Here is a 12,201-nt window from a genome sequence, read left to right on the forward strand (position 1 = left end):
ACCCCAGCAAAAAATGGTTACAGATATTACTTACATTTCAGATGGTTCGAAGTTCTATTATCTATCTGTTATTCAAGATCTATTTAACAATGAAATTGTCGCTTGGCAATTGTCTGAACGAAACGATGTGGAACTTGTACTTAATACTATTGAAAAGTGGACAAAAAAAAGAGACGTAGCGGAAGCTGTTCTCCATTCGGATCAAGGCTTCCAGTATACGTCTCAGGCGTACAACACGCGATTAGAAGCATTCGGCGTTAAAGGCAGCCACTCTCGCAAAGCAACCTGCCTGGATAACGCATGCATCGAATCCTTTTTCTCGCATCTCAAGACTGAGAAGTTGTATCTTAACCAGTGTAAATCAGGAACTGACATTCATCAAGCCGTGGAAGATTATATTTACTTTTATAACTACCAACGGTTCAATCCAAACTGAAAAAACGCGCACCGATTGAGTATCGATGCGCTTTGGCAGCATAGCTTTTTTCATTTGTCTACTTGACAGGGGTATGACCATTTCTATGGCCATAAACGGTCTTTTACTTTTCTGCCTAACCTCACTTAAAAAACGCTATCACAAACTCGCGGAAATGAATGGCCGCCTGAGAGAGGTAATGTTTGCGATTCCAGGCGATACCGAAGGTGCGATGGCAGTAGGGTTCCGTTATTTTTAACTGAATGATGTCAGGATTGGAGGCTCTCTTCCCTAAGGATAGGGGAAGTGTGAAGGTGATGCCTAGCCCCATTTCGACTAAGGTTTGAATGGCGCTTACTTCTTCGAGTTCGAATGCGATGAGAGGTTCAAAACCAGCCTGACGACAGAAGCCATCGGTAATTTCCCGGAAATTCGATTGAGAGGAAACGGATATGAAGGGTTCGTTTGCGGCTTCAATTAAACGAATACTGTCTCTAGAGGCAAAACGGTGCCTCTTCGGGACGGTCAAGTACAGTTCCTCTTCGACAAGCGTTAGCCATTCGATATCCGGTCCGATCACCGGCGTAGAAGAGATACAGAAATCGATTTCGGCATTCTCGAGATCATTCTTCATTTCCAAGGCAGAAGCCAACTGACGCTGGATGACTCTTACATGAGGGTGGAGGGTCAGGAATTCTTTGAGAAGGGTCGGCAGCACATACGGAAGCGTTACGAAAAGGGAGACGACGCCATGATCGAGTCCAGCCATATCCTTGATCTCGCGCTCGCCTTCCTTTAACTCCAAAAAAGCCTGTTCGACACGGCGAAGATAAGTCTTTCCGAATGCGTTTAACTTAACATGCCGGCCTTGACGTTCAAATAAGGGGATACCCAGCTTCTTCTCCAGCCGCTGAATCGAGTTGCTCAGTGAAGGCTGTGAGACATTGAGTTCTTTGGCTGCTTGGGTCATGTGCTCAAGGCGTGCGACAGTTTGGAAATAATGAAGCTGTAGGAATTCCATGATGAATCCTCACTTTACTTATAACTTTGATGTGATCATTCTATCATATAATATGTATTATACTTTATTGAAATTCCCTCTTATACTAGTTCAACGTACAGAAAACCTTTGTGGAGAATGGAGCACATATGTTGACTAGAGAGAGAATTTGGACCAAAAATTTCGTTGTTGTATGTATGAGCAGCTTTTTCATGTTTCTCACTTTTTATATTCTTGCTACTGCATTTCCCCTATATGTAAAGGACAGCTTGCACGGTGATCAGCAACAGATGGGATTGTCGATTACGGTTTATGTCATCGGATGCGTGTTGATTAGGCCCTTCTCGGGGCAATGGGTGGATCGATATGGTAAAAAGAAAATGGCCATCATCGGAATGGTCATTTTCTTATTGGCTTGCATCAGCTACTTTGGTGCGAAGGGGATGTTCATGTTTCTAGTGATTCGCCTCATTCATGGCATGAGTTATGCGATAGCTTCAACGGCGACGAGTACGATTGCATCATCACTCGTGCCGAATTCTCGTCAAGGTGCTGGAATGGGATATTTCAGCATGTTTATGAGCGTGGGCATGGTCATTGGGCCTGCAATGGGTCTCTTTTTATGGAAAGATAAGAACATTCATGTGCTGCTGTTGGCCATTTGTGTAATTGCTGCGCTATCACTCGTATTCACGTTAGGTATGCGAGTGCCTACGCAAAAGCAAGAAAGGGTACAGCTAGTCGCTCCTGTGAAACACGAGAAACGACGCTTGCAGTGGAGTGACTTTATCGAACTTAAGGCGGTGCCCATCTCGGTGGTGGGGTTTATTCTGGCTTTTGCCTATAGCTCGTTATCGGGCTTTATGTCCTCGTTTACGGTGGAAATTCATCAATCTCAAGTTGCGGGTACATTCTTTGTCGTGTTTGCGCTGATGATTGTGGTGTTCCGCCCGCTGATTGGGAAAGTATTCGATTCCTACAACGAACATTATCTGTATTATCCCGGGATTATCTTGTTTGCAGTGGGGATGCTGCTGTTAAGTCAAGCGCACTCTGGAACGATGGTTTTGGTGGCGGGAGTCATTATGGGCGTAGGCTATGGGGCACTCTTGCCTTGTTTTCAGGCACTAGCGATGAAGCTAGCCCCCGAACACCGCAGAGGGAGTGCGACGGGGACGTTTTTCCTATTATTTGACCTTGGCTATGGCATAGGTTCCTATGTGATGGGGCTGATCGCTTCCATGGCGGATTATCGCATGATGTATGTCGTTGCAGGGCTCGTTCCTTTGCTATCCGCAGCTTTGTACTATGTGCTGCACCATCGCCCTCGCGCGAAGATGTCACTTTCGAAGCGAAATGCGAATTTAGTCTAAATGAGCTCTAGGATTGGGAGACCCACAGCTGATAGCTGAGGGTCTTTTTGCTTACAGTTGAAGGGAAAGGGCATAAATTAGTGAATTTTGCTCAAAATAAACCATGTTCGAGAATTGCTTGCAGAGGAGAAGATTTTCATGAAAAGAAGGTTCCTATTAGTAACACTGCTCGTAACGATGGTTCTCTCCTTCACTTTGATGCCGATGGGCGCACATGCAGCTGGGAAAGAGCCTGGTTCTGCGCTTTGTATGAGCCCTTCGAAAGTAAAGCTTAAGCAGGACATGAGGAGACTTTGGGTTGATCATGTGGGCTGGACGAGGAGCTACATTGTCAGCGCAATCGCTGGGTTAGAGGATCAGAAGGATGTTTTGGCTAGACTGCTGAAGAATCAGCAGGACATCGGAGATGCAGTCAAGCCATTTTACGGAGATGCGGCGGGTAATAAGTTGGCTGAACTCTTGAGGGAACACATCCAATTAGCAGGAGCTGTAGTAGACGCGGCCAAAGCTGGCAATCAAGCCGATCTAGCCAAATTTAACAAAGAATGGTACCGGAATGCGGATGATATCGCCAAATTTCTAAGCGCCGCTAACCCGAACTGGTCACAGAAAGAACAGCAGGACATGCTGTACACACATTTGCAGTTTGTTACTGATCAAGCTACGGCACGGCTGAAAAAGGATTGGACAGCCGATATCCTTGCCTACGACAAGGGTGAGGATCATATGATGATGTACGCCGATATGTTAGCGGAGGGAATTATCAAGCAGTTTCCCGCTAAGTTCAAATAAGTTCGAAAGCCAAGCTGATACTGGATGCATCCGGTGTCAGCTTGTTTGTGCTAACGGTGCGCAGAGGAGGGCTGCCGTGCTATAATCGTGCCATATGAACGAGAGGAGAGGAAAGGTCGAATGTTGTCGGCTTTTCACACCATATGGATATCAAAGAGCTCTTATCCTATTTAACTGAAGACAATCTGATGCTGCTTTTGGACAAGTACCGTTCCTTCGGTCCGCTGCCGGGGCTGCTGCTTCCTTTTATGAAATCCTTCATTCCACCGCTCCCAACACTGGTAATCATTAGCGTGAACGCAGCTGTGTATGGGCTGTGGCTCGGCTTTCTTTACTCCTGGATAGGTATTGTGTGCGGTTGCTTGGTGACGTTTGCGATTGTTAAAAAGGTGGCAGGCCACCCCTACCTCGTGCGCTGGTCGCAGAAGCCGGGCGTGCAAAAGAGCCTCAACTGGGCGCGGCGCCAAGCTTTTAATTACGTCTTTATTCTTAGTTTATTCCCTCTGGGACCCTTCGTGGTGATTAACATGGCGGCAGGGCTGGTACGGATGCGTTTTCGCTCTTTCTTGGTCGCGGTTGCTGCGGGGAAAGCGGTGATGGTGATGTCCGTTAGCTTTATTGGGTATGATCTGAAGCGGTTCGTGAATCATCCATTCGAGTTGATTTATGTGGCCTTATTCATCGGTATTTCGCTAGTTATTAGCAAAAAAGTGGAGAAACGGTTTATGTGATGGCCAATGATGACCCCCACCCTGCAGCAAAGGAGGTGCCCCAACTCATAGGAGGCGATGCCTTAGCTAGGGCCGGGGTCATTTCTATTCATTTTAGGCAAAATTATTGCGAATCGCTCCACACGAACGCTTGCTGAAAAATGCGTCCATCTCGCTTAATCATTCCAGAAAGCCAGGAATATGGCAATAAATGAGGGAAATAGCTGTAGGTAATCCATCTAACGTGAATGCCCCCAACCCCAGCACCAACTAAAAAAGAAGAACCAACGCCTAATGCAGCGTCAGTTCTTCTTTTTCGGGCGTGTCCAGTCCCGTGTACACGCGGATATGGTCTTGATCATCGATGGTTGCGAGCACGACGTGCTCGAGTTCAACTTGTGCAGCTTGCATCTGAGCCTCCAGCCATGCTAGATCTTTCCCCTGCTGCGCGAGCAGCTTTTTATCATAGGCACCCTGTATGATAATCGGCTTCACGAGGGAGAAGGGATCGCTAGGGATTGCCATATCTTTTGCGGTCACTGTCTGATGCTGCGGCTCGAGGAAGACGGAGATCATCCCGCCAGGCTCCCACAGAGCAAGCGCAACTTTCTTGATATCCTCAACTTGTTGCTTGCGCAGCTCAGAGAAGAGGTGGTCGACTGAGATTTTGGCTTTGCGCAGGCCGCTCATACGGAGCTGTCCGTGCTCAATAAGCGTCAGTGGTGACGGTTCAAAGAGATGTTTGAGGAAATTCCATTTTAGACTCAGCCATGAGGTTATGAGATATAGCACAACGAGCGCAAGGGTGGTGACCATGGAGCCTTTTAAGGCTAAGTGCTCGTCAGAGAGCGGGTGTGCCATGATATTGCCTAGAATGAGTGCAATGACGAAATCGAGAAAACGCAACTGAGAGATCGAGCGTTGGCCTAATGCTTTGGCGGTGATAAGCAGGAAAGAGTAGCCTACGATGGCGCGTAGAATCCACTGTACGGTAGTTAGTGATTCTTGACTGTGAAAAAAGTCCAAGGGTCGTCACACTCCAAAATATAGGTAAATGCTCCATATAACGTACCCTTATATATCCTCAGCTATCCGCGGTTTCTGCAGGAGGAGGGGGCGGGGAGTAAGCCCTCTAGATCCTATTAATCTCGCAAGTACGGCCTTCCCGAACCCGGTGTCGCGATCGACACCGATGTTCGTGCCCACGGCTCCCGGATGCAGCGAGTTGGCCGTGGCTGAAGTGCCTGCGGGCCGCTTCGCGAGCTCGCGGGTGAAAAGGCTATTCGCCAGCTTCGACTGGGCGTATCCGTTCCAAACCCGGAACCGTCGCTGCAGATATGGTAAAATAATTGATAAGAAATCCGATAACGGAAATGAGGGGCGTGCACATATGGAAGCGAAAAAAATAGCTGCGGAGCTTGCTGTAGATGACATCCAAGATGGGATGATCGTTGGTCTGGGGACCGGTTCGACGGCCTACTGGGCGATTCAAGGGCTTGGTGTTAGGGTGCAAAAGGGCTTGCAAATTCGGGCTGTCGCCACCTCAGTGGCTTCCGAGAATCTAGCCAAAGAGCTGGGCATTCCGCTCATTTCATTTGCAGATATCTCAGAAATCGATGTCACTATCGATGGTGCCGACGAAGTCGACCCCAACTGGAGCTTAATCAAAGGCGGAGGCGGCGCGTTGCTGAGAGAGAAAATCGTCGCTTTTTCGAGTAAGAAGCTGATCGTGGTTGTGGATGAAAGCAAGTTGGTCGCGCGACTCGGCACGTTTCCTCTACCTGTTGAAATTGTGAAATTTGGTTATGAACTTACACTGAAAAAGCTCCGTGCCTTAGGCTGCGAGCCTAACATCAGAGTCGCCGACGGACAGACGTATGTGACGGACAACGGGAATTATATCATCGATTGCCAATTCGGGAGCATCTCCAATCCCACTGAGCTTCACCAAGTCATCAACGGAATTCCTGGTGTTGTGGGGAATGGGCTTTTTATCGGGATGGCGAGTCAGGTGATCGTGGGCTATAGGGATGGTTCAGTGGCGAGGCTTTGACGATGGCAGGGTTTCTATCAAGCCCAAAAAGAGTTGTCCCACCAGTAAGGTTACTTGAGGAGACAACTCTTTTTATGATGTCCTTATCCTCCACAACGGAACGAGAGGACGCTATTTTGACAAAAAAGCTGCAAATGCCTGAGATGCGGAACGTAGGGACGCTATTTGTGCAAAAATGGAGGTTTTGCATCTAATTTTGGGCAAATAGCGGAACCACGTTCCCTTTTGGAATGAAAAGGGCAGTATTTCGCGAAATAAGGGATCTACGTTCCGTTACGCTTTCCTGGGTGTTTAACCCGTCAATCCCTCATCTATGCCTACACCAACGGCTGCATCCCACGCTCAATCCAATCTTCCCGTGTCGGACCGTAAATGTCCGGAACGCGCAGTCCGGCTTGGCGCATCAGCACGATCATTTCACCACGGTGGTGAATCTCGTGCGAGAGGAAGATCCGCAACGTAAGTCCGTTAGGCCACTGCTCGCCGTACATGTCACTGCTTTCGGACAGCTTCGCATCAGTCCATTGCGACTGAATCGCTTCGATGACTGCGGAAGCGGAGGAGCGGTAGGTGTCAGCGATGGTTTTGGCGGAAGCGGGAGCATGTTCTCCCCCTTCAGGCGCGACAAATGTTAGCCCAGTGCGCGAAAGCATTTCGTGTATCGTTGTGGCGATATGCCAACCGATTTGTCCAAGGGAACGGAAATCAGACGCAATCTGCTGAGAAAGCGAAGCATCTGTCAGGTTATCCAACACGCGCTGAGTTGCTTTCGATTCATTTGTCCATTCATTTACAAAATCTTCAATTGTTCTAAACATGGGGGGCCTCCTAAAAGTTTTTTCGCCAAAAAAAAACTGACGTCATAAGTACTTGTCGTAAGCATGGCATCTATGTAGTAGTCCAATGATGTCTGTTTCGCATACTTCATATCCCCAGTATAGACAAACTTCACTGACAACATAGTGTCAGTGAGTCGAATAGAGGGCAACTATTTTTTCGGCCTTCTCTTTGACTGCGGTTGCGATATGCGCAGGCTCTAGAATTCGCAGGCTAGGACCATAACTGAGCAGCATGCCGTGCAGCCAGGGTTCATCCGGTTGCGTAGCTTTAACAAGCAGCGTGCCGTCGGGTTGCATGGTCACATGCTCAGGACGGAAATAGTCTTCGATCTGCGCCCTGACATTCGGCTGTGCGTGCAGCACTAGCGTAATTAAGCTGGCGGGGTCTCTTTTGCCCCAACGATAATCGAGTTGCTCCAGCGTTTCTGGTTTGCGTTCGAACGTTTGGGGAAGCACGTCGACTTCATGCATACGGGATAATCGGAAAACCCGGAAATCCTCACGCAGCAAGCAGTATCCGTACAAATACCAGCCGAAGCCTTTGACCACGATACCCATGGGTTCCACGGTTCGCGCGGACGATTTACTTTGCGATGAAATATAGGAAAAAGAGACGAGCTTCGACTCTCGAATCGCGGTGCGCAGGGCTGTTAGCTGATCTATATTTTGATGGCCATTGCGCCATGGATTGATGTCGAGAATGAGTTGGTTGCCCAATTGAGCCGCAGCTGGTTGCTCGGATTTAGCCACTAACGCGCCAACCTTATCTAGCAAGCTGCTGATTTCTTGATCGCCGACGGAAGCGCGGATCCCTTTGAGGCCGACGATGATCGATTGCAGCTCTTCTAGGGATAGAAACTGACGGTCGAGCCGGTACTGGTCCATGATTTCATAACCACCGCTGATCCCTGCATAGGAAACGACGGGAATACCAGCTTGATTGATGGTTTCGACATCCCGATAAATGGTGCGCAAAGACACCTCAAACCGCTCGGAGAGCTCCTTCGCGCTAATACGGCGGCGATTGAGCAGCAGCATGGTGATGGCGAGTAAACGATCTATTTTCAAAAGGAGCACCTCATTGATCTAAGTAATGTTCTCCTTTAGTATTCGATTTCGGAGGGGAAATCCCTTTGAGACAAACTGGTACTTGTAGCTTTTAGGAAAACCCTGACGCCTAGCAGGTAAACCCGAAAGCCTAGGGAATTAGTGTAGCATGAATAGCGGAAGGGTGGCGGCGAAAAGGTGACGCATAGATCGAATAACTGGATAGCAGACGCGGATATTCTAACACTTCAACTTGCGATGGAACGGCAGGAGATAAGCTCGGTAGATTTGGTTACCTATTATAAGGAGCGCATAGAAACCTATGATGGCAAGATTAATGCGGTACTGGAGCTGAATCCAGATGCGCTAGAGATTGCGGAAGCATTGGATCAGGAGTGTAGAGAAGGTGGAAAGCGCGGCCCTCTGCATGGGATTCCTATTTTGCTCAAAGACAATATTCAGACGGCTGACCGCATGCATACTAGTGCAGGTTCGATTTGCTTGGCGGAGCATGTGGCGACGGAGGATGCTTATGTGGCTGCTAAGCTGCGTGAGGCTGGTGCGGTGCTGCTCGGCAAAGTGAATATGACGGAATGGGCCAATTTCATGGCCGTTGCGATGCCTTCGGGTTACAGCTCAAGAGGCGGACAGGTGGCAAATCCTTATGGGCCTGGTCTGTTTGAGGTTGGTGGCTCCAGCTCGGGTTCTGGTGCTGCGGTTGCGGCGGGTTTTGCGGTGGGGGCCATCGGCACAGAAACATCGGGATCCATCGTCAATCCAGCGGGTCATAACAGCTTAGTCGGTTTGAAGCCGACAGTTGGGTTGTTAAGTCGTTCGGGCATTATTCCGCTGGCCAGCTCCCAGGATACACCGGGCCCAATGACACGAACCGTAAGTGACGCAGCTGTAATGCTTGGAGCGATGACAGGTGTAGATGATTCGGATTCACATAGTCTTGCAAGTGATGGGCAGGGGCATCTAGATTATACGCCATGTCTCGACCGCGGAGGTCTTCATCAAGCTAGAATAGGGATTCCACGCTGGTATTATCGGCATTTGGACGAGGAAGAGCGCCTGCTTGCGGAGCATGCCATTCAAGTTTTGCGCGATGAGGGTGCGATTGTCATTGATGATGTGTCGCTTCCTTGCCAAGATGCCGTGTGGAACTATGATGTACTATTCTACGAGTTCCAAAGAGATCTCAACGCCTACCTGCAAAAGCTAGATCCGTCCAAGACCCCAGTACACTCGTTACAGGAGGTTATCGCGTTCAATGAAGCGCATGCGGAGAAGGCGCTTGTCTACGGGCAGGATACGCTGATTGGGTCACAGGATACGAGCGGAATATTGACAGAAGAGGCATATCTGACGAGTTTCCATAGATACAGAGAGCTCACGCGTGCACAAGGAATTGACCATGCTCTTCAAGCATATCAACTAGATGCGTTGTTCTTTCCGAGGGATGAGGGATACGATCTCGCTGCCCGTGCAGGCTATCCGCTGCTCATCGTACCCGCCGGTTACACAAGCAAAGGTCCTATGGGTGTTATGTTTTCGGCGGGGGCATTCAGTGAGCCTATGCTGATTAAGCTTGCGTATGCGTATGAACAGGCAACGCTTCATCGTCGACCGCCAATTTTGTAGTCCTTCTTCGCATACCCCATGGAAAAATTTGAAATAATAAACCGAATTCAATTCCATGATGGGAAGTGCGATGAATGTTTCGGATTAGAAAAAGGTTTAAAATCGTGCTGCACACGGCAGCAATCAGTGTTTTCTTGAGCGGGGGCTTGGTTTTAAGCGGACCTGTAGAAGCTTTTAACCAAGCGGAGCCTCCGCCTCCTTCACAACTAGCACCACCGCAGGGTGGGCAGGGCCAACTCATCCAAACGCGTGAAATCGATGTGACCGGCGATGGCAAATTTGAAATGGTTTCTCTTGTTGGTTTAAAATCGGACATGAACAGTCCCTATTATGAAAAGCTATTTATCTCCGTCGTTGGCCAGGGACAGGCTCAGGTGGTCATTCCGCTGGAGGGCGGATATAACCCGAGAATGGACTTTTGTGATTTTATCCACGACAAGCTCCCTCAGATCTATGTGACCTCTGATACCGGCGGTAGTGGTGGTTTTACTTCGAATTACATCTATTCGCTCAAAAATAATGTGCCAACCGCAATTCCGATGCCGGAACCGCTGCATGTTAAAGCGACCTTTAAGAATAACTATAAGGTGAAGATGAAAATTGAGGAGACCGGCAAATCGTTCACCCTCGATATTGCGGATCGGAAGGACGCATATGAGCGATTTGGCATCTACAACCAGGGGAAGATTGTGAAACCTATCATCGTTAATGTCGATGCGTATAGTTTGTTGAAGCCCGTTGATGTGGATCGGGACGGCTTCTGTGAGCTGAAGGGTGTTCAGCGAATCACCGGTATTGCGAATGCGGATACCCTCGGTTATGTCACCTCGGTGTGGAAATGGCACAAAGACAAGTGGAAGCTGAAAGAGGCCGCCGTCGTCCAAACCTTAAAGACCAGCATGATGCTTGCTCCGAGTCCAGAAGACGAGGACTAGGGGACGTGAAAAAAGACCGCACTTACTCGGAGAGGACTCCAAGTAGATGCGGTCTTTATACGTTGTGCAGAGGGCTTTCGTCGTAGCCTTAAGCCCAGTTCCCATTACGGAATAGCGGCTCACGCGTACCATCTGCTAGAATGCCGTCAATCGCCATCTCCGCAGAGCCGATCATGAAGTCCACGTGGATTAAGCTTTTGTTATAGCCGTTCTGGGTGAGTTCCTCGGCACTCATCGCAGTTCCGCCCTCAATCGTGAATGGGTAGGAATTACCGAGCGCGACGTGACAGGAAGCATTTTCGTCAAATAGGGTGTTGTAATAGATGAGGCCTGACTGTGAAATTGGTGAGTCATAAGGCACGAGGGCCACTTCACCCAAATAACGAGCGCCTTCATCCATGTTCAGCATGTTGTTAAGTACTTCTTGACCCACTTCTGCGTTGGCTTCGACGACGCGGCCATCTTTGAAGGTTAGGGAGAAGCCATCGATCAACGAGCCTTGGTAGCTCAGCGGCAGGGTGCTGCGAACAGTACCGTTCGTTCCGTTACGGGCCGGCATCGTGAACACTTCTTCGGTCGGAATGTTCGGCACGAAGAAAATGCCCTTCTCGGATTCGCTGCCTGCGGCAACCCATTGATGCTTCTGTGCTAGCTCTATGTACAGGTCCGTGCCTGGTGCTTGAAAGTGTAATTGCTTGAACTTCTTGCTGTTGAGCAGGTTTTGCTTTGCGGTTAATGTACCAATATGCTCTTTCCATGCCGCAACAGGATCGGCTTTATCTACACGCGTCAGCTTGAAAATTTGCTCCCACAGCTTCGTAATGCGCTCGGACTCGCTCAATTTGGGGAATACCTTGGCAGACCATTCTGCCGTTGGGTAGGAAACTAACAGCCAATTGACTTGGTTGCTGCGCATGTATTTAAGGAATCCTTCGCGTGCAGTAGCTGCTGTTTTGCTGGAAATCGCTACGCGTTCAGGAGCAACATCTTTGAGTAGATCCGAGTTGGGTGCATAAATTTGCAGGAAAGCTGCGCCTTCCTTGGCCAGTTCCTCCAAACCTGTCGCGCGCCACATAGGGTACGTTCGAAGGGTATCCTCCGGAGCGTGTTTAAGGCGTAGCGCCTTCACCTCATCATCGTCCCAGTCTACGACAACGTCTTTGGCACCGGCCTCATAAGCTTTCTTCGTAAGCTTGCGAACGAAATCAGCACAGGCAATCGGCGTCGTGATGACGACCGTTTGATCCTTTTGTACATTTAATCCGACGCGTATGGCAAGCTCTGCATATTGATCTAAGTAATGCTCGAATGATTCCATCTCATTGGCTCCTTTATATTTGAGTACCATTTAGTGTATGATAGAAAATAAAACTTTAACCCGTGGGAGAAAGGC

Annotated in this window: 12 protein-coding genes and 1 pseudogene; 7 read left to right on the forward strand and 6 right to left on the reverse strand. The window is 49.0% G+C overall.

Going from position 1 to position 12,201, the window contains the following annotated elements; all coding sequences use genetic code 11:
• Nucleotides 1–436: IS3 family transposase (locus AC58P7_RS16790; protein ID WP_497344756.1), on the forward strand; the 436-nt coding region annotated here is incomplete at its 5' end.
• 121 nt (nt 437–557) lie between these two features.
• Here AC58P7_RS16790 and AC58P7_RS16795 read toward each other — a convergent pair.
• A complete protein-coding gene (locus AC58P7_RS16795) occupies nt 558–1,436 on the reverse strand; it encodes a LysR family transcriptional regulator (RefSeq protein ID WP_497344758.1) in 879 nt (292 codons plus the stop codon).
• Nucleotides 1,437–1,564: 128 nt separating this feature from the next.
• Between AC58P7_RS16795 and AC58P7_RS16800 the strand changes: the two genes are divergently transcribed.
• The 3 genes from AC58P7_RS16800 to AC58P7_RS16810 all read left to right on the forward strand — a co-directional run bounded on the left by AC58P7_RS16800 (nt 1,565) and on the right by AC58P7_RS16810 (nt 4,311).
• Nucleotides 1,565–2,788 (forward strand): MFS transporter, encoded by a 1,224-nt coding sequence (locus AC58P7_RS16800; protein ID WP_497344760.1) that lies wholly within the window; start codon nt 1,565–1,567, stop codon nt 2,786–2,788.
• Nucleotides 2,789–2,926: 138 nt separating this feature from the next.
• Nucleotides 2,927–3,580, forward strand: coding sequence for a glycosyltransferase (locus AC58P7_RS16805; RefSeq protein ID WP_497344762.1), 654 nt, complete (start codon nt 2,927–2,929; stop codon nt 3,578–3,580).
• Between the two features lie 143 nt (nt 3,581–3,723).
• Nucleotides 3,724–4,311 carry a TVP38/TMEM64 family protein gene (locus AC58P7_RS16810; RefSeq protein ID WP_497344764.1) on the forward strand — a complete coding sequence of 196 codons (588 nt, stop codon included), beginning with the start codon at nt 3,724–3,726 and terminating at the stop codon, nt 4,309–4,311.
• A 270-nt stretch (nt 4,312–4,581) separates the two neighbouring features.
• Here AC58P7_RS16810 and AC58P7_RS16815 read toward each other — a convergent pair whose 3' ends face one another.
• Nucleotides 4,582–5,316, reverse strand: a complete 735-nt coding sequence (locus AC58P7_RS16815; protein ID WP_497344766.1) for a DUF421 domain-containing protein — start codon at nt 5,314–5,316, stop codon at nt 4,582–4,584.
• Nucleotides 5,317–5,409: 93 nt separating this feature from the next.
• Nucleotides 5,410–5,631, reverse strand: a pseudogene (locus AC58P7_RS16820) (short-chain dehydrogenase); the annotation flags it as partial.
• A gap of 49 nt (nt 5,632–5,680) precedes the next feature.
• On the opposite strand from AC58P7_RS16820, the gene rpiA reads away from it, so the two are divergent.
• Nucleotides 5,681–6,343 carry a ribose-5-phosphate isomerase RpiA gene (gene rpiA / locus AC58P7_RS16825; RefSeq protein ID WP_497344768.1) on the forward strand — a complete coding sequence of 221 codons (663 nt, stop codon included), beginning with the start codon at nt 5,681–5,683 and terminating at the stop codon, nt 6,341–6,343.
• Nucleotides 6,344–6,660: 317 nt separating this feature from the next.
• Here rpiA and AC58P7_RS16830 read toward each other — a convergent pair whose 3' ends face one another.
• Nucleotides 6,661–7,161 carry a DinB family protein gene (locus tag AC58P7_RS16830; RefSeq protein ID WP_497344770.1) on the reverse strand — a complete coding sequence of 167 codons (501 nt, stop codon included), beginning with the start codon at nt 7,159–7,161 and terminating at the stop codon, nt 6,661–6,663.
• 147 nt (nt 7,162–7,308) lie between these two features.
• Nucleotides 7,309–8,259 (reverse strand): helix-turn-helix transcriptional regulator, encoded by a 951-nt coding sequence (locus tag AC58P7_RS16835; RefSeq protein WP_497344772.1) that lies wholly within the window; start codon nt 8,257–8,259, stop codon nt 7,309–7,311.
• A 168-nt stretch (nt 8,260–8,427) separates the two neighbouring features.
• On the opposite strand from AC58P7_RS16835, the gene AC58P7_RS16840 reads away from it, so the two are divergent.
• Together AC58P7_RS16840 and AC58P7_RS16845 are read left to right on the forward strand one after the other, a co-directional pair.
• Entirely contained in the window at nt 8,428–9,873 is a 1,446-nt protein-coding gene (locus AC58P7_RS16840) for an amidase family protein (protein ID WP_497344774.1), read from the forward strand.
• 74 nt (nt 9,874–9,947) lie between these two features.
• Nucleotides 9,948–10,808, forward strand: a complete 861-nt coding sequence (locus AC58P7_RS16845; protein ID WP_497344776.1) for a YybI family spore inner coat protein — start codon at nt 9,948–9,950, stop codon at nt 10,806–10,808.
• 88 nt (nt 10,809–10,896) lie between these two features.
• On the opposite strand, the gene AC58P7_RS16850 is transcribed toward AC58P7_RS16845, so the two are convergent.
• Complete coding sequence (locus AC58P7_RS16850; protein ID WP_497344778.1) at nt 10,897–12,126, reverse strand: aminopeptidase; 1,230 nt, start codon at nt 12,124–12,126, stop codon at nt 10,897–10,899.
• Between the last annotated feature and the right edge of the window lie 75 nt (nt 12,127–12,201).

Source organism: Paenibacillus sp. J22FR5 (genome assembly GCF_059691975.1).

What these genes read in the sequence shown, in the direction of transcription:
- AC58P7_RS16800 (WP_497344760.1), top strand. Translation starts at nt 1,565, where the DNA reads ATGTTGACTAGAGAGAGAATTTGGACCAAAAATTTCGTTGTTGTATGT.
- AC58P7_RS16830 (WP_497344770.1), bottom strand. Translation starts at nt 7,161, where the DNA reads ATGTTTAGAACAATTGAAGATTTTGTAAATGAATGGACAAATGAATCG.
- AC58P7_RS16795 (WP_497344758.1), bottom strand. Translation starts at nt 1,436, where the DNA reads ATGGAATTCCTACAGCTTCATTATTTCCAAACTGTCGCACGCCTTGAG.
- AC58P7_RS16850 (WP_497344778.1), bottom strand. Translation starts at nt 12,126, where the DNA reads ATGGAATCATTCGAGCATTACTTAGATCAATATGCAGAGCTTGCCATA.
- AC58P7_RS16805 (WP_497344762.1), top strand. Translation starts at nt 2,927, where the DNA reads ATGAAAAGAAGGTTCCTATTAGTAACACTGCTCGTAACGATGGTTCTC.
- AC58P7_RS16810 (WP_497344764.1), top strand. Translation starts at nt 3,724, where the DNA reads ATGGATATCAAAGAGCTCTTATCCTATTTAACTGAAGACAATCTGATG.
- AC58P7_RS16845 (WP_497344776.1), top strand. Translation starts at nt 9,948, where the DNA reads ATGTTTCGGATTAGAAAAAGGTTTAAAATCGTGCTGCACACGGCAGCA.
- rpiA (WP_497344768.1), top strand. Translation starts at nt 5,681, where the DNA reads ATGGAAGCGAAAAAAATAGCTGCGGAGCTTGCTGTAGATGACATCCAA.